Source organism: Pseudarthrobacter sp. NPDC080039, assembly GCF_040702335.1.
In the GTDB taxonomy this organism is placed as follows: Bacteria; Actinomycetota; Actinomycetes; order Actinomycetales; family Micrococcaceae; genus Arthrobacter; species Arthrobacter enclensis_A.
The window spans coordinates 149541-169184 of record NZ_JBFBKY010000006.1; the positions used below are offsets into that span (position 1 = coordinate 149541).

The window sequence follows — 19644 nt, forward strand, 5'->3', positions numbered from 1 at the left end:
CTGGTCCTACGCCGGCTGCCGTTGCCTGTCCCTGCCGCTGCAGTCCGCGAGGATTCCCTCACAGCTCCGGATGACAACCCGGCATGCCTCAACAGCGGCCCGCGCGGTCAGCGGGCTTTCCGCAACTGCCCGCCATTGAACCAGGCGGCGCCTGGCCTCCGCCGCCACTTCCTCCAGGCCCGAACCCGCAACCAGGCCCAAGCGTGTGCAGGGATCCGGACCGCCTCCCCCCAACAGCTGTTCCGCCGCCGCCGCGAGGTTGGGGGGCAGCTCCCCCCCGGTGGTCCGCAGTGCCGCCAGCAGCCGGAGCTCCCGGAACTCATGCGCGCTGGCCTGCAGCCGCTCCAGGGACGCCGCCAGGTGTTCCGTCCCCTGCCGGGGCCGGCTTTCCAGGAGGTCTGCCACCGCCACGAGCGCAGTCCGGGCCTTGAGCGCTTCTGCCCGGGCCTGGAACTGCCGGTTCACCACCTCCAGCAGGGAATCCAATCCGCTGCGCCGGGCCAGCTCGTGCGCCAGCGGCGTGGGCTCACCAAACCCGTTCCGGATCAGGACCGCGGCAAGCCGGATGCCGAAAAGCCCGTAGCGCTCCAGCAGCGATGCACGGGCCTCTTCCGTCAGCCCCTCAGGTTCCGTGGACCGGCGGAACCGGTCCGCGGACAGCATCAGCCGTTCCCGTGCTGTCCGGTCCATGGCTGCCAGCGACTGGAGGGCCTGGAAGTCCGGCTGCCGCAGGGTGCGGGCGCTTTGCGCCAGCAGCCCTGCCACGGGAACCACGCCCAAGGCCAGCTTCCGCAGTCCAGGGTCGCGGCTGTACCTTTCGGCAATGGTGGCGGCAGAAAGGAGGGAGTCGATGCGCCCGGCCCCCACTTCGTCTGCCCGGGACAGCACAGCGACAGCGTTGACCGTACCGGAGCGGCCGGCACCGGTATCGCGGAAGGATTCCAGGAACCGGAGGTCGGAGGCGTGAAGGTGGCGCATCAGGTAGATGACCGCGTCAGCTTCCGACGGCGAATCCTCCGGGGCCAGGAACCGTACCGACCGTGCGGAGACATCCCGGGAGAGGGACGCGATCCCGGGAGTGTCGATCAGGGTCATCGCGCGCAGGGCCGGCGACGGCCATTCGACGTCGAGGCGCTCCACCTCTTCGGCCCGGATGCCGTCCAGGACGAAGACCAGGCGGCCGTCGACGCGTTTCAGGGGCAGGTTCCGGGGCTCCCCCGCAAAGGGGTGCAGCGTGATGCGTGGGGTGTGGCCGTGCCGGTACCACGTCACAATCCGCGTGCATTCGCCGGTGTCCGTGGGCGCAATTTCCTCGCCGAGGATGGCGTTCAGGAGCGTTGACTTGCCCGCTTTCACCATGCCGGCGACGGCGATCCGCAGCGGCTCAGCCAACCGCTGCGCATACCCCTGGAGCGCGGCGGAAGCCTGCGGGTCGTCAGCGTATGCCTCAAGCGCTTCCCGGATCAGCGCGGCGGCCCCCGCTGTGGTGGATGCCGTCATCCCACCCCCGCCGAGGCACGGGTGCCTGCCGCAATGGCTTCAGCGGAGACAGCTTCCGCGGCCCTGTGCAGGGCATCGACCTTTGCCAGCTGGGTCCGGATGTCCCGGATCCGTCCTTCCCTCTCCTGCGTGAAGGAGTTTGCAGCCTTCTGGGCAGCAGCCACCGAATCGGACAGCGACCGGTGGTATTCATCGGCGATCTCCGTGAAGTGGTCGCGGATGGTCCGCTGGACCAGGCGGAGGCGGTCCTTCAGCTGCTTTCCAACCTGGAATATGACATCGTCCAGCTGGCGCCGCACCAGCGCCTTGGCTTCACCCTGGCGGCGCTTCAAGCGTGTTTCCCTGTCCTCGCGGTAGGCCTTGCGTCCCAGCAGCAGCCCGGCGCCCACGGACAGCGGATTGATCAGGGCCATTCCGAAGATACCGGTCAGGAGCCCGAACATCAGGACACCGCCGTAGGATCCGCGCATTCCGATGAGGACTTTCTGGATCGGGTTCACACGGCCGGGATCAAGCTCCGGCATCCGGTCCACCGGGTCCAGGGCGTCCCCGGAATCGGAGACCTGCAGGACCGGCAGGGACACCTCGTCGGCGGCGAAGTGCCCGGCCACCTGCGCTGCCAGCCACTGCGAGCGCTCGCTGGTCCAGACGAAGGTGTCCGACACTGCCGCGGCAACGCATTCTTCCAGCCATTGCGTGAATTGTGGCCATACCGGCCCCGGATCACCTTGGTCGATGGCTGTTTCGGCTTCCTTTTGGATCCGGCGCAGCCGGTCCCGGAGATCGTACTCCATGTCAGAGATGAGGTCGTTGATGCCGTCGCTCAGTGTCAGCTGCCACCGTGCGGACCGCTTCCGCAGGTGGTCCGCCTCCGTCTTGGCCTGTTCCAGGGCCGCGAGCATCTGCGGCGTGCCGCCCGGGTTTTCCAACGCGTCGAGCTCGGACTGCAGGGCCAGCCGCAGGTTGTCGGTAACGGACAGCAAGTCCTGGCTGACGGAGCGCCGTTGGATGCGTTCCGCCTTGCCCACGATGTCGTTACGCAGGTAGGCCACCAAGGCAGGGAATCCGGATTCGGAGTTGAGCTCGCTGTCCTGCAGCCGTGAAGCCTCCAGGCGAAGATCCGCGGACAAGGGGAACAACGGGATCTCCGGCGCCACCTGGTCCAGGTATCCCCGGTCAAGTTCCTCCACCCGGCGCCAGTCCGGGTAGAGGTCTGTCTTGGACAGGACGGCCGCAACGTTTGGGGTGATCCGCATGGCCTGGCGCAGGAACCGCAGCTCAGGTTCGGTGTATTCCTGCGAGGCGTCCGAGACCAGCAGCATGGCGTCCGCGGCGGGCAGGGCCGTGAGCGTGGTCAGCGCATGGGTGGAGTTCATTCCACCCACTCCCGGGGAGTCGATGATGGCCAGTCCCCCGGTAAGGATTCGGCGGGGCAGGCAGACCTCCGCAGCGGCGAGCTTCCTGCCGTTGCCCGGGTTGCCCTGCTCGGAGACGAGCGCGGGCAGGTCCGCGAGCTGCACGGGGCGGCGCTCGATCGTGCCGTCGGCGCCGTCCCCGCTTCCGTCATCGCCGGAAGCGCCGGGGTCTTTCACCGCGGGGACCAGGACCGTGGCGGAGGGTGTCTCCCCGTACCTGACGATGGTGGGCACGGACGTGGCAATATCGTCATCGACCGGACACACCGGGGCGTTCACCAGGGCGTTGATCAGCTTGCTCTTCCCCTGTTTGAATTCCCCCACCACAATGACCCGGATGCTGGGATCCTGCAGGCGGCCCAAGGCCTGGTCCAGCCGCCTGCGCAGGTCAGCACGTTCACCGCTGCCCACCAGCTGAACCCCCTGCTCCAGGAGCCTTGCCAGCTGACCGGCCGTCGTCGGCCCCTGCTGCCTCACCGGTCCTGAATCTGCCACAGCATGTCCCCCTGTTCCAGTTAGGTGTTAGAGCGCTGTCGAGTCGTCTATGGGGGCGTGGTGGTCCGGGTCCACATCCGTGTGGGTGGAGTTGTCCTCCGGGAGACCGAGGTGGTTATCCGCCTCCCCCAGGTCGCCCTCCATGAGGCCCGTTGCCGCATGGTCCTGGAAGGAATCGTCCACGTGCGTTTCCGCCGCCGTACCTGTGGAGGTGTCCGGGCTGTACGGGTCCCCGGCCTGGATGAAGGTGTGGGCGGAGTTGTCGCTGGACGAGTCACTGGCGTCGGGGGTTGTGTCCATGCTGACGGAATGGTCCGTGGTTGCCAGGTGGCCGTCCATGCCGTGGGAACGGTCCAGGTTGTCGTCGAAGGAGTTGTCCGTGTCCAGGACCACGTCGGTGTCGAAGGCGTCGGATTGGCCACTGCCCATTCCAGCGTCTCCGCCCGCGTGGGTGGACTGGTCCATTGAGTGGTCCGTGCTGTAGGTATCCCTGATGTTGCCGGCGTCCCGGGCACCCGCGTCATCGCCGGCGGAAACAGCGTGGTCACCGGTGGCAGCCACCGCTGCGTTGTCGAACCACTGCTCCACGTCTCCGTGTGCCCAGATGTTCTGGCTGACGGACTGGTCCGTGAAGATCCCCCGGTCATCCAGCATGGTGGTGTTGGTGGTGTACGAGAAGTGGTTCACCACGTGGTGGAGCTGCTGGACTGCGTTGGCGTGATCGTCATGGTCGTAGTTTCCGCCCTGTCCCAGGCCACGTCCACCCGTGTACACCGCCGGCAGGGCCCCGGCATGGGCGGCAGTTGCACCCGGCTGCCCAACCCATGCGCTGTTGGCGCCGAGGTTGGGGGCGCGGTCAAAGGATGCCGCATTTACAGTGATGGGAGCGTAATCCAGGACAACCGGCATAGCGGCGTCAACGTCAGCGGAGCCCACGTTGCCCAGGCCGTGTTCCGCGAGCGCCCTCTCGGGGTCGGCCAGGAACGCCTGGACCGCCTCCCGGTCGCCGAAAAGGTGCATCAGGAACTGGACAAGGTCGTTTGCGAGTGTTGGCATATGCGTGGTCCTCACATCTTCTTCGAGTTGCGATCATCAGGCGGCGTTCCCTTTTGCCTCAAACCTAGGTTCGCTTCCGCTGCATGGCATCGGGCCCGTTCCCCCTACACGCTGGTTCCGCTCCGGGGTGATTGGCATGGTGCGCATAGGGGCATTAGGGGCTCACTCCTGTTGCGGGTTGAGCTGTTGGGAGCTCTCAACACCGAGCGCAAGGCGCAGTCGTGCCAGGAGGTCAGAGCGGTTTTCGGCACCCAGCCGGCGCCGGATTCTGGCAATATGGTGCTCTGCGGTCCGGGGTGAGATGTAGATCGCTTCCCCGATTTCGCGGTAGGTCTTGCCTTCAAGCACCAGCCGGGCGACTTCCTTTTCGCGCTCGCTCAGTCCGGATGCGTCCGGCTGCCCCACTTTGCCGGGTCCGTCCGCACCGTTTCCTGCGTCCACCTCGCCGGATCCTGGTGGCCCGCCGGCCGGAGGACCCTGGGGATGGAGGTCCCGGGCGCAGGAGAGCAGGCGCATCATGTCCCGCCGTTCGTCGGCCCGGGCGGCCGCATGCCCCGCGAGCCGCGCGCCTTCCCAGGGCATTCCGACCGCTGCCAGCAGCCGGGCGGCGCCTTCCACGTCAGCGGTGCGGAACCGGCCTGCCAGCACTGACACCCAGGCCTTGCCGGCCGTGGCCAGGACCGCGGCAAGCTGGCTGTGGGCGGAGGCCTTGGCCAGTGCCGATGCGTGTGGAGCCAGGTCTGCGGGCCTCTCATTCAGCAGCGCGGCCTGGACGGCGGACCAGTGCAGGGGAACGGACCACAGAGCGGGTTCGCCGAGGCGCCCCAGCAGCTTCCAGGCGTCCTCCAGGTATTGCGCCACGCGGCGCGTCTCCCGCAGGCGGGCAGCGGCGATCAGCAGCTCCCCCCATGGCAGCAGGTTGTAAAGGTCAACCGAGGTGTGCAGCATGGCCTCGCGGGCCCGTTCCCATGCGCGGATGAGCTCGGGCACGTCCCCGTTCCGGCGCGCCAGCCCCACTTCCAATGCGGCGGACAGGAACTCATCGCGCGGGACCAGCGGCCAATGGTTGGCCTTGGCCGCTTCGGTGGCGGCAAGCCGGGCGTCCTCGAGTTTGTCCTGCATCATGGCTGCCCAGGCTTGGAGCAGCAGGAGCCTGGGTTGGGCCGCGTTGCCGCCCTGCCCCGCGGCTGCCGCCGCCCTGCAGACTGTCTCCGCCAGGTGTGGCTCACCGCTGTGCAGTGCCAGGAGTGCTGCCAGTGCAGCGGGTGTTTCCGGCAACGGAAGGGCCGTCCCGGCCGAGTTCAGCATGTCCGAGGCATGGATCAGGATGGAAATGCCTTGCTGCGGCTTTTCGCCCAGGGACGCGAGGATTCCCTGTCCGGTCTGGACCAGGGCGGCGGACAGGAGCGTCGGCGACGCCGGGGGCGCGTCCGGCTGGAAGAAGGCCTCCGCTCCTGCCCGGTCGCCGGAGCCAATCATGGCGACGGCGGCAAGGGGTGCCGAGGCACCTACGCGGCCCGGGCCCAGCCAGCTGTAGACGTCCGCGCCGCGCGCCAGCATTCCCCGCTGCGCCCAGACGGAAGCACCGACATCTGCCCCGCGGCGCACGTCGGGCGGCTCTGTGCTGACCAGGAGCGAGTCGATGATGCGGGCGGCGGCATCGAGTTCCCCGTCCCCGGCTGCGGCCTGGGCGCGCCGGGCCGCAGTGGCCAGCGGGTCGGCGCCAGCCAGGAGCGCCTCCTCGTAAAGCTGCCCGGCGAGCCGGGGATCACGCTCCAGGGCAGCGTTCGCAGCCTGTTCCAGTTCCAGCGCAACCCGTGGATCAGCCAGGCCGCCCCTGGCGAGCTCGCGGGCAAGGGCTCCGAGGGGTTGTCCCGTGGCAGCGAAAACAGTCACCAGCTCACGTTGGAGTGCGTGGACCTTGGCGGCCGGGGTGGCCGCCAGCAGTGCGTGCTGGGCGGTGCCCACCACCGTGCCATCGGGCCTTAGCAGCCCGGCACTCTCGGCCCGGTCCACCAGTGCATCAAGATCTTCCACTGCTCCCCCGGCGAGTTTGTGCTGAAGGTCCGCAGGGAGTGGCCCGGGCAGGGCGAAGCCCACCGAGAGTGCGAGCAGCAGTTCACGTACGGCCGCATTCGCCCCCTTGAGGTGGTTGGCCATCAGCTCCGCGCCAGGGGGCGGCTGCCCTTGGTGGTCCGGTGAGGTATGCAGGGGAATGAAGTGCTCTGCCCGCTGGAGTTGCCCGTCCATGTCAGGCCGCCGGCGGGGTGGTCGGGTCCGTTGTTGCCACGGCAGTTTCAGTTGCCGTGGCAGTGGGCTCAAGCGCCGTGTCCTGCGGCGTCGGGCTGGCCTCAGCGCTGAGCTGGGTGGGAGTGGTTCCCGGGTCCGGGCTTGCCGTGGCGGTTGGAACATCCGTCTGTACGGGCGTGCCGGTGGCGCTGACCGGCGTGGGTGAGACCGCCGGGACAGGCGTTGCGGTGCCACCCGCGCCGGATCCCGTAGGAGTTGGGCTGGCTGTCGGCGTGGTGATGGTGGTGGGAGGCGTTGTCGGAACCGGCGAAGGGGTGCCGGGCGGCGGCGTGGCAGTTATGGTTGCCGCATCCAGGACGATCCCGCTGCCGGCAGTAGAACCGTTGGAACTGGATGGGGCGCTGGCTGCAGGAGCTGCGCCTGCCGGCACAGGGCTGCCTGCATGTGCCCCGCCGGCGGCCGCCGTCCCCTCGCCGCCGGTTGCATGGTGTCCCGTCGGCTGGGCGGACGCGCTGGCGGTGGCTTCCTGGCTGGCCTGCGTGCTGGCGCTGGCCTCGACGCCGGCCAGCGGCCGGGGCACGGCGGCTGCCGCTCCCCCTGCATGGGGTCCCTCTGTCCCCCCAGCCCCGACGGAGCCGCCCGTGGTACTGGCGCCCGCCTGCGGGACGAACATTGCGGTCAGGCTCCCGAAACCGTCCGGACTCTGCGCGGCCGTCGCCGTGAGGATGGTGAGGACAGCTGCGGCTGCGGCGACGGCCGTGACCCGGACGGTGGGTTTCGGCGCGTGCGCGCCGCCCTTCCCTTTACCGTCTCCTGCCACCGTCGTGTATTTCCTTGACCAGCTGGGCATTGTGGGAGCAGGCGGGGCGGTGGGCACGATTGGAACGGGAGGCCCGACGGCGGCAGTCGCCCCTGCGCCGTCCCCCCGGGACCCGGGCGCTTCAGCCCCGTCCGCTGCCGCGGCCTCCGCTGCTGCAGCCTCCGCTGCGGAGGTGAAAGCGAGAAGCGCCGCCACGGCGGCCCCCAGGCAGATGGAGGATTTCGGGTCCGCGTCCACGGCGATGGGGCGGTCCAGCCGCTCCGACACCAGTTCGGCCACCAGCGGAATCCGGGAGGACCCCCCGATCAGCAGCACCGTGGAAAGGTCGGCCGGCTCCAGGTGCAGCTGGGACAGGGAGTGCTGCAGCGCCTCCACCGTTTCCCGCAGGGGCTCGTCGATCAGCGCCTCGAACTCGGAACGCACCAGCCGTACCTGCTGGTGGACTCCCGGCAGGAACACGGGAATATTGGCCTCGCTGTCCACGGACAGCGCTTCCTTGGCCTCGACGCATTCGCGCCGGAGCCGGGCCAGGGCTCCCAGCACGGCCGGATCGGTGGGATCCAGGTCATTGAGTGCGGTCCCGGTGTGCGCGGCAACGTAGCCAAATACGGCGGCATCGAAGTCGGCGCCGCCCAGGTCTTCGATGCCCTCCGGGCGCCCCATCAGGTCAAAGCGGCTGCTGCCGGACTTCCTCAGGACGGCCGTATCGAAGGTACCCCCGCCAAGGTCGTATACCGCGATGGTGCTTCCCTCATCGACCCGGACCTGGGATGCGTAATGCAGTGCCGCGGCCTCTGGCTCCGGAAGGAGCGTGATGTTCTCCAGGCCGTGGGCTGCGAGGGCGTCCCGGATGACGGACAGGCGGTGGATTCCCCATGCGGCTGGGTGGGTGAGGAAGAGCGCCGACGGCGGCCCCCCTTCCCGTTCGGCAGCCCGGTCTGCCACCCACCGGGCCATGGTGGCGAAGACCTCCTCAGGCTGCAGCGCCAGGGTTCCCAGGATGATGGGTACGTCGTCCCCGATCCTGCGCTTGAATTCCCGCACCACGCGCTCCGGCGAGTCCAGCCCGCGGCGCTCCGCCGCCTCGCCTACCAGGACGGCTCCCTCTTCCGGGAAGTACAGGACCGAAGGCACCGAAGCCCCGCGCGACCCCAGGGGCAGGCTCTCGGGCACAGGGGAGGCACCCTTGTGAAAACGAACCACGGCGGCCGCCGTGAAACTTGTCCCGACGTCAACGGCGAGAGCGTAGCTCATGGGTACCTCGAAAGGCTGGTGGTCCACATGCAAGCTTCATCACAGTGAACGTCACCAACGTAGCACCATCGAAGGACGGGGGAACACCCCTGTTGCTACATCGAATTGCCATTCGGCCGATCTATGCCGCCTGGCGGCGGAAAAGGGGCCGAAAGTCCCGGCTGCCGGGCCCGGGCAGGACCCTATAGGCCGGAGTAGGAGTGGAGGCCGTTGAAGAGCGTGTTGACGATGGTGAAGTTAAAGATCACGCAGAGGTAGCCCACGATGGACAGCCACGCCGCCCGGGTTCCGGTCCAGCCGCGCGTTGCGCGGGCGTGCAGGTAGCCGGCGTAGACGACCCAGATAACGAAGGTCCACACTTCCTTGGTGTCCCAGCCCCAGAACCGGCCCCAGGCCTTTTCCGCCCAGATGGCGCCGAACATCAGGGTGAAGGTCCAGCCGATGAAGGCGATGGCGTTGATGCGGTAGGACAGGTTTTCCAGGCTCAGTGCTGAAGGCACCAGGCGCATGAAACCGAGCTTGTCGGCGCCGCCGGCGGCAGCCGTCTTCTGCCGGTGCGACTGCACCAGCTGCAGGGCGGACATCGCGAACGTCAGGGTGAACAGTGCGGAGGAAAGAACCGCGATGGAGACGTGGATAACCAGCCAGTAGCTCTGCAGGGCGGGAACGAGGTGGCCCACCGGGGTCCAGAACGCCACGGAGGCAGCCACCATCATGATGATCACCAGGCCCACTACGAAGGTGCCCAGGAAGCGGAGGTCGCGGCGGATCAGCGAAAGAAGGAACACGGCCGCCACCAGGAATGCGCCGGTGGTGAGGAATTCGTACATGTTGCCCCACGGCACGCGTCCGGCGCCCAGGGCCCTGGTGACCACGCCCGCGCCGTGGATAACGGCGGCAAGGGTGGTCAGGGCTACGGCGACCCGCGCCGGAACCCGGCGCTCCGCGGCGTACTTCATGTCGCCGTCGGCCGTCCTGACACCCCCGGTGCCTGCACCGCCGGCCCTGGCAGCAGACGACGACGGACGCTCGGCCCGGTCGGCCGGCCCGTCCAGGCGGGCCCCGGCAGAGCCCGCGGCCACCCCGGCAGCTACGGGGACCTTGGCGGCGGTCCCGGCCTGGGCGGCCTTGAGGTCCACGGCCCGGAGGGCCTTGCTGCTCTTGGCAAGGTCCCAGGCGAAGGCGATGAAGGCCACGGTGTAGGTTCCCGCCGCCAGCAGCATGAAGAGTTCGCTGTACTGGCCCATGGTTTCGTTGATTCCAAATGGCATTACTGGTCCTTTTCGGGCCCGGTAGGGCCTGCTGGGGTGGTGAGGGAGCCTGCGGCATTGTCGACGGAGCCTGCGACATTATCGCTTGTCCGGCTGGGAGTTTGCTGGGATGTGGCGCTGTCTTCGGCGGCGGAATCTTCGGGCAGCTGCCACTCGGTGGAGAAGAGTTTCCGAAGGGTTGCCGCTTCTCCGGCCAGGCGGTGGTCTTCGCCGCGGGCCAGGAGCCCGTATTCCACCATGGTGCGGCCGTCGTCCGCGGTGCCCGTGCGCACCCAGACGCGCCGGCGGTTGACGTAGAGCGACAGGATCAGGCCGGCCACCGCCAGGAGTGCGAAGACCAGGGCGGACACCTGCCCGGGATTGTGGTGGATGTCCACGCCAATGTAGCGCTTCACGCCATCGAAGCTGATGCTGCCCTTGCCGTCCGGCAGCGTGTAGGTGGAGCCGGGGGCAAGCGTGATGCCGCCGGCGGCCAGGTTGCGGGCGTTAAGCGGGGTCAGGTTCTTGACGTCGAGTTCGAAGACGTTCTGCGGAGCACCGGTGTCCAGGCCCAAATTCCCGTAGTAGGAGTTGAGGGTCAGCTGCGGGTTGAACAACTCAGGATCGGCACTGAACGAAACGTTCTTGTCATTGACGAAGGCGGTGGGCAGGAAGAAGCCCACAAACCCGAGCTGGTCCGGCTTGGCGTCCGGAACCTTGATGACCACCGAGGAATAGTAGTTCTGGCCCTGCAGCTTGGCCACCACCGGGCCCTGCATGGCGATGTTGCCGGTCCCGTCCCGGATGGTTACCACCGGCGCGTAGCCGTTGCCGGTGAGGTAGATGCTGGTCCCTCCGAGGCTCACGGGGTCGTTGACCTTCAGGAGCTCCTGCTTGGGCGGGGCGTCGGGGTTTTCCTTGGTGGTCACGGTGGCTGCGAAGTCGATGGGCTGGCCGAACTTGCCCTTGGATTCGCGGTCGAACGTGATGTTGAACTTGTCCAGCTGCAGGGAGTACGGCTGCAGCTGGCTCGACTGGAAGTTAGTGCCCGGGCTGAACTGGTCGTAGCCCACCAGGGTGTTCACGAACGTGTCGCCCTCCACCAGGATGCGCTGGCCGCTGTAGCCAAACAGTCCGCCCGCGGCCACGGACACCAGCACGCCGATGAGCGAGGTATGGAAGACCAGGTTGCCGACTTCCTTCAGGAAGCCGCGCTCGGCACCCAGGGACGGAAGGGCGCCGTCGGCATCCCTCACCTCCACGCGGTAGCCGCGCTTCCGGAGTATCCCGGCGGCATTGTTGATGGCGTCCGACGCCGGAATGCCGGCACCGGAGGGAATCACCAGCGTGCCGTATTCGGGCAGCCGGGAGAGGCGCTGCGGGGTCCGCGGCGGCTGGGAGCGCATGGCCTTGTAGTGGGCGATGGCGCGGGGAACCACGCAGCCGATCAACGAGATGAAGAGCAGCAGGTAGATAGCCGAGAACCAGACCGAGGAGTAGACGTCGTAGAGCTGCAGGTTGTCCAGCAGCTTGCCGTAGTCAGGGTGGTCCGTGATGTATTGGGTGACGTTGGCCGGGTTGGCCGGCCGCTGCGGGAACAACGAGCCGGGCACGGCGGCGACGGCGAGGAGCAGCAGCAGGAACAGAGCGGTGCGCATGCTGGTCAGTTGGGTCCAGGCCCATCGGAGCATGCCCTTGAGCCCGAGTGCCGGAAGGGCAGCCTGGGCTTTTGCCTCCGCAAGGGGGGCGGATTGCTTTTTCTTTACGTTCACGCGCTCGCTCATTAGATTGGCAACTTCACATCGGTTTGGAACCAGTACTGCAGCCCGGTCACCCAGGCACCCCACACGCCGGTGGCCATCAGCAGCCCGAGCACCACCAGGATTCCGCCGCCGGTCCGCTGGATGGCCAGCCGGTGCTTGCGGAAGAAGGCCATGACGCCCATCCCCCGGCGCAGGGCCAGGGCGATCAGCAGGAACGGGATGCCCAGCCCCAGGCTGTAGACAAAGGCCAGGAAGGCACCCTTGGCGGCAGAGGACCCGCCGGAGAGGCTGAGCAGCTGCACCGCGGAGTAGGTGGGGCCGATGCACGGCGCCCACCCCAGCCCGAAGGTCAGCCCCAGCAGGGGCGCGCCCCAGAGGCCTGCCGGCGGTTTGGCGTGGATTTTCGCGTCCCGCTGGAGCCAGCTGAAGCCGCCCATGAACACAATGCCCATGATGATCACCAGGAGCCCCAGGAGCTGGGTGATCCAGGCGTTCTGGCTGCCCGTGATAAGGGTGCCCAGCTGGCCGAACGCGCCGCCCAGGAGGACGAAGATCACGGAGAAGCCCAGGACGAACAGGCCGATCCCGGCCAGCATCCGGCCGCGTTTTTGCTTGTGCAGGTCCACGCCGCTCAGGCCCGTCACGTACCCCAGGTAGCCCGGGACAAGTGGAAGGACGCAGGGGGAAAGGAAGGAAACCAGGCCGGCGAGCAGTGCCACCGGGATGGCCAGCAGCAGGGATCCGCTGAGGATGGCTTCTGCAAAGGGGCTGTTCACGGTCCCGGCCTGTCCCTACTCCGCCACGGCGGCGGTGATGAGGGCCTTCAGGGTGCCCTTTTCGATCTCGCCGAGAACGCGGGAGGCAACCCGTCCCTGCTTGTCCAGGACCAGGGTGGTGGGCACGGCGCCGGGGGGAACCAGGCCGGACACGGACAGCAGGACGGCCCCGTCCTTGTCATTGAAACTGGGGTAGGTGAGGTTGAAGGTCTTCTCGAAGGCCTCGGCCGTTGCCTTCTCGTCGCGGAGGTTAACGCCGAAGAACTGGACGCCCTGGTCCTTGAACTCCTGGTGCAGCGATTCCAGGAGCGGCGCCTCCACCCTGCACGGGGCGCAGGCCGCGAACCAGAAGTTAAGGACGCTGACCTTTCCCTGGAAATCGGCCGGTGTCACCTTGGTGCCGTCGAACAAGGCTCCCTGGACCTGCACGGCTTCCTTGCGGTCCGCGGCGGCGAACTCCGTCACGGAGCCGTCCCCGGCAACGTAGTTCTTGTTGTCCCCCGCCTTGGCCTGCTTGGCCAGCGCATCCTCCTGGGCGCAGCCGGACAGGCCAAGGGTCAGCGCGGTCAGGGCCATGCCGCCGGCGGCCAGGAGGCGGCGGCGGGAAGGAAGGTTGTGGTTGTTGCTCACTGCTAGGCTCCAGGGGTGCTGGCGGCACCGGGAAGAAGGGACGCCGCGGGTTCGCTGTACTCGACCCGCAGGAGCGAGCCGTCGTCGTCGAATACCAGGGACGTGACGGAGGTCAGGGTGCATTCGCGCTTGCGGGGGTCGTGCCACAGGGGCCTGCCCTCGGCGCTCAGCCGGGTGGCCCAGATGGGCAGCTGGTGGCTTACCAGGATGGCCTCGGGACCGGCGGTGCCAAAGTCGCCCGCAGCACGTTCGATGGCCTGCAGCCGCGCGTCCTGCACGGCAGCCGCCACGCGTGCGGCCTGCTGCTTGTACGGCTCACCCCAGGACGGGCGCAGGGGGTTGACCAGGCGCGGCCAGTGCTTGGGGCGCCTGAGTTCCGCCCTGGTGACTTTCATGCCCTCGAAGTAGTTTTCCGCTTCGATGATCCGCTCATCGGTGTGGATCTGCAGGTGCAGGGCTTCCGACGTCGGCCGCGCGGTTTCCTGTGCACGGTCAAGCGGTGAGGCGGCCAGGTAGGTGATGCGGGCGCCGCGCTCCGCGCGCTGCCGGAAGTGTTCGGCAAGCATCCGCGCCATCTCCTGCCCCAGTTCGGAGAGGTGGAATTCCGGGAGCCGTCCGTAGAGAACGCCGTCGGGATTATGGACCTCGCCGTGGCGGAGCAGATGGACAGTGGCTTGGGGCATGTGTACCAGTTTCTCAAAGATGGCGTGCGATCCGAAATCTTCTACGTCGAGTAGAACTGAAGTTTTTGAAGAAATGTTCCAAAGGCGGGAACAAAAGATGCAAATGCATGTTTATACTGGATGCAGCAGTTAGTTGAGACTTCAACAGATGAAGCTTCAACATCACGACCTCGACAGGTATCAACACAAGGAGCAACATCATGGCACTTCCCGCAGACGTCACCACCGGCACCTGGACCCTGGACAACTCCCACAGCGAGATTGGCTTCACCGTGCGGCACGCAGGCATCAGCAAGGTCCGTGGCCAGTTCACCGAAGCCGCCGCCACCCTGGAGCTGGCCGAGGACGTGGCCGACTCGAAGATCAACGCCACCATCCAGACCGCCAGCTTCGATTCCGGTGACGCCAACCGCGACGGCCACGTCAAGGGCGGCGACTTCTTCGACGTGGAGCAGTTCCCGGAGATCTCCTTCGTCTCCAACGGCTTGGTGGCCAAGGGCAACAGCTACGAACTCACCGGCGACCTGACCATCAAGGGCGTCACCCGCCCTGTGACCCTGGAAACCGAGTTCAACGGTGTGGCCGTTGACCCGTTCGGCAACACCCGCGCCGGCGTCTCCGCTGAGACCACCATCAGCCGCAAGGACTTCGGCCTGACCTGGAACGCCGTGCTGGAAACCGGCGGCGTACTGGTCAGCGACAAGGTTGCCATCAACCTGGAGCTCGCCTTCATCGCTCCCGCAGCGTAATTTCCCCCAACACCGCACCCCCGGCAGCGGCCCACGAGGCAGGCTCCGGGGTGCGGTGTTTAACGGGCGGAACCGACAAGGCACCGGCCGGCGTGAATAAGTTGTGAATCATCCACATCACGGACGGCCGGGGGTACGGTGGACGTAAGCCATGCTGGGGGGAAGGCTGAGGACCGATTCCCGGCACCCCACCTGGATCCCGACCCGCAGAAGGAACGCCCAATGAGCACGCCTCCCGTCCCGCCTCCCGCACCCCAAGACCCCCACTCCGGCAACGGCCAGCCCGGGAACGGCCAGTCCGGCTCCCAGCAGCCACGCTACGGCCAGAATGCGCCGCAGTACGGACAGAACGCACCCCAATACGGGCAGAACGCTCCCCAGTACGGCCAAAACCCGCCGCAGTATGGATCACAGCCGCCGGCAGCGCCGCAGTACGGGCAGAACGCTCCCCAGTATGGCGGGCAGTACGGGCAGGGGCAGCCGCCGTACGGGCAGTCTCCCTACGGCCAGTACCCCTCCGAGCAGCCTCAGGCCGCCGCCAGCGCCGGGGTCCCGCAACTGGTAAACATCTCCTTCTGGCTGCTCATCGCGTCAGCTGTCCTTTTTGTCTTCGGCATGATCCTGGGGCTCACCCAGCTTGATGACCCCCAGCTCCGGCAGCTCTTTGACCAGCAGATGAAAGCCGGCGGGGCCGACATCAGCTACGACAACATGAAGGGCTTCATCGCCGGCACCTTGGTGGTGTTTGCCATCATCGGGGCGGCCCTGTACCTGCTTGTGGCCTTCTTCGTCCGCAAAGGCAGGAACTGGGCCCGCATCCTGGGCACGGTATTTGCGGCGCTGTCCCTATTCGGTCTGTTCGGGGTTCCCAGCCTCTCGACGATCGGCACGCTCCTCGGGATTGCCGCCATCGTGCTGCTCTACCTGCCTGCAGCTGCGCCTTATTTCCGGAAACAGCAGCCCTTTACCAATCCGTATACCGGCGGCTTCGGCAACCCTTACGGGCGGTAGCGGCCCCGTCCGCTGACGTCAGAACGGCCCGGGAGAGCAGCAATGTCTCCCGGGCCGTTCTGCTGTGTCGAGTGGTCCTAGGCGGGTTGCCCTGGCGTCTGGGCCCGCTGGGCATGGTAGGCCAGGATCTGGAGTTCGGTGGCCATGTCCACCTTGCGGAGGTTTACGCCCTCGGGAACCTGCAGCATCACCGGCGCGAAGCTCAGCACGCTGCGCACTCCTGCCGCCACCACGCGGTCGCAGACGCCCTGCGCCACCGCGGCCGGAAGCGCCAGCACCACCATGTTGGCGCCGGTGCGGTGCAGGACGGTCTCAAGGTCTGCCACGTCGCTGACCCGCAGCCACCCCACCTCGCTGCCCACCACCATCTGGTCGGCGTCGAAGATGGCCACGACGTCGAATCCGCGGGACTCAAAGCCGCCGTACCGCGCCAGGGCCTTGCCCAGGTTGCCGGCGCCCACAATGGCAACCTTCCAGTCGTGGGTCAGGCCAAGGGCCGCGGCAATGTGGCGGCTGAGGTACTGCACCTCGTAACCCACCCCCCTGGTGCCGTACGAACCCACATGGGAGAGGTCCTTGCGCAGCGTGGAGGAACTGACGCCCGAGGCCTCCGCGAGGGATTCGGAAGAGACACGTTCCACACCCTCGGCCAGCAGGGTGTTGAGGGCCCGCAGGTAGAGCGTCAGCCGGGCCACGGCGGCAGGCGGTATCTGTTTGGGCGGCATGCCGCCGGCATCGGGAAGTTCCGGGACAGGCTGCGATGTTGAGTCCAGGGAGGTCACGGCGCTCCCTTACTGGGCCATGGCGCGCTGCAGCACGCGTTCCAGCCGGGCCTCGTCGATTTTCCAGAAGTCCCGCTGGACCCCGTCCACCAGCACCACCGGAATCTCCTCGGCGTAGCGCTCCCGGAGTTCCGGCTGGTTATCCACCCGTTCCTCGCTCCAGGTAAGCCCCAGCGAGGCAACGACCCGGCTGACGGCGTCGCGCGCCTCTTCGCAAAGGTGGCAGTCAGCTTTGGTGACCAGGACGACGCGGGGTGTAGCCATGGCTTAACGGTATCGCCGTTCGCGGGTTGCCGGTGACGCCGACGGCGGCAGGCCGGTGGATTGACTAGACTCGAGTCCATGCCCGAGGAGAAATACGTCGCCGTAGTCACGCGGCCGGTTGCTGCGCCGCAGCCCGGCGAAGCGGCGTTTTTCGACGTGGACAATACCCTGATGCGCGGCGCCAGCCTCTTCCATGTAGCCCGCAAGATGCACCAGCGGGGAGCGTTCACCCTGAGGCAGGCGGCTGGCATGGCCTGGAAACAGTTCAAGTTCGTGGCCCGCGGTGAAAACATGGATGATGTCCACGCCGTCCGGGACTCGGCCCTGACCCTGGCAGTGGGCATCAGCGTTGACGACATCAAGGCCCTCGGCGAAGAGGTCTATGACGAAATGATCGCGTCGCGGATCTGGCCGGGCGCCAAGGCCCTGGCGGAACAGCATCTGCGGGTAGGCCGGCGGGTCTGGCTGGTGACGGCCACGCCCATCGAAGTGGCCACCGTGATCTCCACCCGCCTTGGACTGACCGGAGCACTTGGCACAGTCGGCGAGGTTTCGGACGGCATGTACACGGGACGCCTGGTGGGTGACATCCTGCACGGCTCTGCGAAAGCCGTCGCAGTGCAGGCCATTGCCGACGAGGAGGCCCTGGACCTCAAGCGCTGCTGGGCGTACAGCGATTCCTACAACGACATCCCCCTGCTGTCGCTGGTGGGACACCCTGTGGCCATCAACCCGGACTCCAGGCTGCGCCGCCACGCCCGCGACCGCAACTGGCCGGTCTACGACTTCCGCGCCGGCCGCCGCGCCGCCACCTTCGGCCTCAAGGCGGCAACCTTCGGTGGCGTCGTCTACGGCCTGTGGAAGGGCTTCGCCCGCTTCCGCGGCCCGCGCGCCTAGCGTTGCCGGCGCTGGCCTCTCGCTGCCGGCACTACAACGGGGACAAACGAAATGCCCGCCACCTGGGAAGGGGACGGGCATCTCCACGCTGAACGAAGTATTGCTACTTCTTGTTGCGGCGCTGGTGACGGGTCTTGCGAAGCAGCTTGCGGTGCTTCTTCTTGGCCATACGCTTGCGACGCTTCTTGATAACTGAACCCACGAAAGTTCCTTACAAACTAGATGCAGTACCTGCCTGATGGGGAATGTCCGTGGACAAAGCTACGAACTGAACAACTGACAGATTCTTACAATGACGTAAAACGTTCCTTAACAGGGTACCGCCTATCGGGGGCGGCTCGGGACAAGCTGCCTCAGGCCGTCTCAGTGTGGCCGTCCACCACGGCACCCCTAAGGTACTGTTCAACGGCGTTTTCCGGTACCCGGTAGGAGCGGCCGAAGCGCACAGCCGGCATTTCACCGGAGTGGACCAACCGGTAGACAGTCATTTTGGAGACGCGCATGACCTCGGCTACTTCAGCCACGGTCAGGAACTTCGCGTTGGAGAAGTTCTGTTCTGCCGACATTTCCCTATTTTCCTTTGCTGACGGATGGACAACAGTGACCCCAGGTACGTGCCAATGCGGTGTTACGATGCTGAGCCATCCACCAACCACCTAAATAGATACTCTAGATGTTCATGTGGCAGATGTGAAAGTAGTGCGCGCCCCTATTTCGGTCCCCTATTTCGACTGCCGCCGCTTCCGGGACGAGGCTGCCAGCTGCTCCAGCACTGAGGCGGAGACGTCCCAGTCCATGCAGGCGTCCGTGACGCTTTGTCCGTAGGCCAGTTCGGATCGCCCCGCCGCGTGCTCGGCGACGTCCAGGTTCTGCGCCCCGCCCATCAGGAAGCTCTCCAGCATCACGCCGGCCACTGCCCGCGCTGCCGTCCCGCCGTCCTCCAGTTGGGCACCGATCTCCAGCGCCACCTCGGCCTGGCGGTGGTGGCTCTTGCCGCTGTTGGCGTGGCTGGCATCGACAATGAGGCGCGGGTTCAGCCCCTTGCCTGCCAGCTCGCTGGAGGCCCGCTCCACATCCGCCGCTGAGTAGTTGGGCCCCTTGCGGCCGCCGCGCAGGATTACGTGGGTATCGGGGTTGCCGGCAGTGGCCACCAGTGCAGCCCGGCCCTCCCCGTCGATCCCCAGGAACGCCTGGGCCGCCGCCGCAGCACCGCAGGCATCGATCGCCACCTGCAGGCCGCCGTCGGTCCCGTTCTTGAAGCCGATGGGCATGGAGAGGCCGGAGGCAAGCTGCCGGTGGATCTGGCTTTCGGTGGTGCGGGCGCCGATGGCACCCCACGAGATGAGGTCAGCCATGTACTGGGGGCTGATGGGCTCCAGGAACTCAGTGGCGGTGGGCAGGCCCAGCGCCGTCACCTGCTGAAGGAACTTCCTGGCGGCGCGCAGGCCCGTGACCATGTCGTGGCTGCCGTCCAGCCGGGGATCGTTGATCAGGCCCTTCCATCCGACCGTGGTGCGCGGCTTCTCGAAGTAGGTCCGCATCACGATCAGCAGGTCTTCCTTGTGCTTTTCGGCCTGGCTGACCAGCCGGCGGGCGTATTCCAGGCCCGCCTTTGGATCGTGGATGGAGCAGGGTCCCACGATGACGAGCAGGCGGTCGTCCACGCCGTCCATGATGGCGCGCACTTCGTCGCGTCCCCGCTCGACGACGTCCGCGGCCCGGGCGTCCAGGGGCAGTTCGGCGAGGAGTTCGGAGGGAGTGGGCAGCGGCGTGAATTCACTGACCCGCAGGTTGGAGGTGGACTTGGTGTCGGTGGCGGGGGCTGCTGCTGTTGCGGTGCTCATGTTCGGGTCCTGTTCCAGATGGGAAGCGGGCCCGGATTTCAGAACCCGCCGGAGAAACGGCGAAGGGCAGAGAATCATCTCTGCCCTGTTGGCTCTGAAGGAAAGTTGGATGCGTGTCAGTTAGACGCGGGCTCCTCCAGAGCCAACGAAAAATACGCATACCAACGGTTAGTCATGGCAAAGACCATAAGCCCGCGTCACCTCG

At 66.9% G+C, this 19644-nt stretch carries 18 protein-coding genes; 3 read left to right on the plus strand and 15 right to left on the minus strand.

What is annotated here, in order from left to right; translation table 11 throughout:
• Window positions 1–6: 6 nt before the first annotated feature.
• The 10 genes from AB0313_RS09570 to AB0313_RS09615 all read right to left on the minus strand — a co-directional run bounded on the left by AB0313_RS09570 (window position 7) and on the right by AB0313_RS09615 (window position 13892).
• Window positions 7–1500, minus strand: a complete 1494-nt coding sequence (locus AB0313_RS09570; RefSeq protein ID WP_366305158.1) for a dynamin family protein — start codon at window positions 1498–1500, stop codon at window positions 7–9.
• Window positions 1497–3410, minus strand: coding sequence for a dynamin family protein (locus tag AB0313_RS09575; protein WP_366305160.1), 1914 nt, complete (start codon window positions 3408–3410; stop codon window positions 1497–1499). The genes AB0313_RS09570 and AB0313_RS09575 overlap by 4 nt, the downstream gene beginning before the upstream one ends.
• Before the next feature lie 27 nt (window positions 3411–3437).
• Complete coding sequence (locus AB0313_RS09580) at window positions 3438–4466, minus strand: IniB N-terminal domain-containing protein (RefSeq protein WP_307308361.1); 1029 nt, start codon at window positions 4464–4466, stop codon at window positions 3438–3440.
• A 162-nt stretch (window positions 4467–4628) separates the two neighbouring features.
• A complete protein-coding gene (locus AB0313_RS09585; protein WP_366305162.1) occupies window positions 4629–6716 on the minus strand; it encodes a LuxR C-terminal-related transcriptional regulator in 2088 nt (695 codons plus the stop codon).
• Window position 6717: 1 nt separating this feature from the next.
• Window positions 6718–8817, minus strand: a complete 2100-nt coding sequence (locus AB0313_RS09590; protein WP_366305164.1) for an Hsp70 family protein — start codon at window positions 8815–8817, stop codon at window positions 6718–6720.
• 155 nt (window positions 8818–8972) lie between these two features.
• Complete coding sequence (gene ccsB / locus AB0313_RS09595; RefSeq protein ID WP_141946100.1) at window positions 8973–10061, minus strand: c-type cytochrome biogenesis protein CcsB; 1089 nt, start codon at window positions 10059–10061, stop codon at window positions 8973–8975.
• The gene (locus tag AB0313_RS09600; protein WP_366305166.1) at window positions 10061–11824 is read right to left on the minus strand and encodes a cytochrome c biogenesis protein ResB; all 1764 of its coding nucleotides are present in this window, start codon (window positions 11822–11824) and stop codon (window positions 10061–10063) included. The genes ccsB and AB0313_RS09600 overlap by 1 nt, the downstream gene beginning before the upstream one ends.
• On the minus strand, window positions 11824–12579 hold the full coding sequence (locus tag AB0313_RS09605) for a cytochrome c biogenesis protein CcdA (protein WP_366305168.1): 756 nt from the start codon (window positions 12577–12579) through the stop codon (window positions 11824–11826). The genes AB0313_RS09600 and AB0313_RS09605 overlap by 1 nt, the downstream gene beginning before the upstream one ends.
• Window positions 12580–12594: 15 nt before the next feature.
• A complete protein-coding gene (locus AB0313_RS09610) occupies window positions 12595–13155 on the minus strand; it encodes a TlpA disulfide reductase family protein (protein WP_366305288.1) in 561 nt (186 codons plus the stop codon).
• Window positions 13156–13211: 56 nt separating this feature from the next.
• Complete coding sequence (locus tag AB0313_RS09615; RefSeq protein ID WP_366305170.1) at window positions 13212–13892, minus strand: histidine phosphatase family protein; 681 nt, start codon at window positions 13890–13892, stop codon at window positions 13212–13214.
• A 200-nt stretch (window positions 13893–14092) separates the two neighbouring features.
• Here AB0313_RS09615 and AB0313_RS09620 point away from each other — a divergent pair, with 200 nt between their 5' ends.
• On the plus strand, window positions 14093–14641 hold the full coding sequence (locus AB0313_RS09620) for a YceI family protein (RefSeq protein WP_141946093.1): 549 nt from the start codon (window positions 14093–14095) through the stop codon (window positions 14639–14641).
• A gap of 222 nt (window positions 14642–14863) precedes the next feature.
• On the plus strand, window positions 14864–15652 hold the full coding sequence (locus AB0313_RS09625; protein ID WP_366305172.1) for a hypothetical protein: 789 nt from the start codon (window positions 14864–14866) through the stop codon (window positions 15650–15652).
• A gap of 77 nt (window positions 15653–15729) precedes the next feature.
• Here the strand turns inward: AB0313_RS09625 and AB0313_RS09630 are convergent, their stop codons facing one another.
• Both AB0313_RS09630 and AB0313_RS09635 read right to left on the minus strand, forming a co-directional pair.
• The gene (locus tag AB0313_RS09630; protein ID WP_366305174.1) at window positions 15730–16434 is read right to left on the minus strand and encodes a redox-sensing transcriptional repressor Rex; all 705 of its coding nucleotides are present in this window, start codon (window positions 16432–16434) and stop codon (window positions 15730–15732) included.
• A gap of 9 nt (window positions 16435–16443) precedes the next feature.
• Window positions 16444–16698, minus strand: a complete 255-nt coding sequence (locus AB0313_RS09635; RefSeq protein WP_141946083.1) for a glutaredoxin family protein — start codon at window positions 16696–16698, stop codon at window positions 16444–16446.
• Window positions 16699–16776: 78 nt separating this feature from the next.
• Here AB0313_RS09635 and AB0313_RS09640 point away from each other — a divergent pair, with 78 nt between their 5' ends.
• Window positions 16777–17595 carry an HAD-IB family hydrolase gene (locus AB0313_RS09640; protein ID WP_141946081.1) on the plus strand — a complete coding sequence of 273 codons (819 nt, stop codon included), beginning with the start codon at window positions 16777–16779 and terminating at the stop codon, window positions 17593–17595.
• A gap of 103 nt (window positions 17596–17698) precedes the next feature.
• On the opposite strand, the gene AB0313_RS09645 is transcribed toward AB0313_RS09640, so the two are convergent.
• The 3 genes from AB0313_RS09645 to AB0313_RS09655 form a co-directional block, all read right to left on the minus strand.
• Window positions 17699–17797, minus strand: coding sequence for an AURKAIP1/COX24 domain-containing protein (locus AB0313_RS09645; protein WP_003792170.1), 99 nt, complete (start codon window positions 17795–17797; stop codon window positions 17699–17701).
• A 151-nt stretch (window positions 17798–17948) separates the two neighbouring features.
• Window positions 17949–18161: a helix-turn-helix domain-containing protein gene (locus AB0313_RS09650; protein WP_141946079.1), complete on the minus strand. Its 213-nt coding sequence runs from the start codon at window positions 18159–18161 to the stop codon at window positions 17949–17951.
• A gap of 156 nt (window positions 18162–18317) precedes the next feature.
• Complete coding sequence (locus AB0313_RS09655) at window positions 18318–19439, minus strand: 3-deoxy-7-phosphoheptulonate synthase (RefSeq protein WP_366305177.1); 1122 nt, start codon at window positions 19437–19439, stop codon at window positions 18318–18320.
• Between the last annotated feature and the right edge of the window lie 205 nt (window positions 19440–19644).

Bases quoted from the DNA above. Each gene is read 5' to 3' on its own strand.
- AB0313_RS09625 (WP_366305172.1), top strand. From the start codon at position 14,864: ATGAGCACGCCTCCCGTCCCGCCTCCCGCACCCCAAGACCCCCACTCC.
- AB0313_RS09640 (WP_141946081.1), top strand. From the start codon at position 16,777: ATGCCCGAGGAGAAATACGTCGCCGTAGTCACGCGGCCGGTTGCTGCG.
- AB0313_RS09650 (WP_141946079.1), bottom strand. From the start codon at position 18,161: ATGTCGGCAGAACAGAACTTCTCCAACGCGAAGTTCCTGACCGTGGCT.
- AB0313_RS09635 (WP_141946083.1), bottom strand. From the start codon at position 16,698: ATGGCTACACCCCGCGTCGTCCTGGTCACCAAAGCTGACTGCCACCTT.
- AB0313_RS09570 (WP_366305158.1), bottom strand. From the start codon at position 1,500: ATGACGGCATCCACCACAGCGGGGGCCGCCGCGCTGATCCGGGAAGCG.
- AB0313_RS09655 (WP_366305177.1), bottom strand. From the start codon at position 19,439: ATGAGCACCGCAACAGCAGCAGCCCCCGCCACCGACACCAAGTCCACC.
- AB0313_RS09580 (WP_307308361.1), bottom strand. From the start codon at position 4,466: ATGCCAACACTCGCAAACGACCTTGTCCAGTTCCTGATGCACCTTTTC.
- AB0313_RS09585 (WP_366305162.1), bottom strand. From the start codon at position 6,716: ATGGACGGGCAACTCCAGCGGGCAGAGCACTTCATTCCCCTGCATACC.
- ccsB (WP_141946100.1), bottom strand. From the start codon at position 10,061: ATGCCATTTGGAATCAACGAAACCATGGGCCAGTACAGCGAACTCTTC.
- AB0313_RS09615 (WP_366305170.1), bottom strand. From the start codon at position 13,892: ATGCCCCAAGCCACTGTCCATCTGCTCCGCCACGGCGAGGTCCATAAT.
- AB0313_RS09600 (WP_366305166.1), bottom strand. From the start codon at position 11,824: ATGAGCGAGCGCGTGAACGTAAAGAAAAAGCAATCCGCCCCCCTTGCG.
- AB0313_RS09620 (WP_141946093.1), top strand. From the start codon at position 14,093: ATGGCACTTCCCGCAGACGTCACCACCGGCACCTGGACCCTGGACAAC.
- AB0313_RS09610 (WP_366305288.1), bottom strand. From the start codon at position 13,155: ATGGCCCTGACCGCGCTGACCCTTGGCCTGTCCGGCTGCGCCCAGGAG.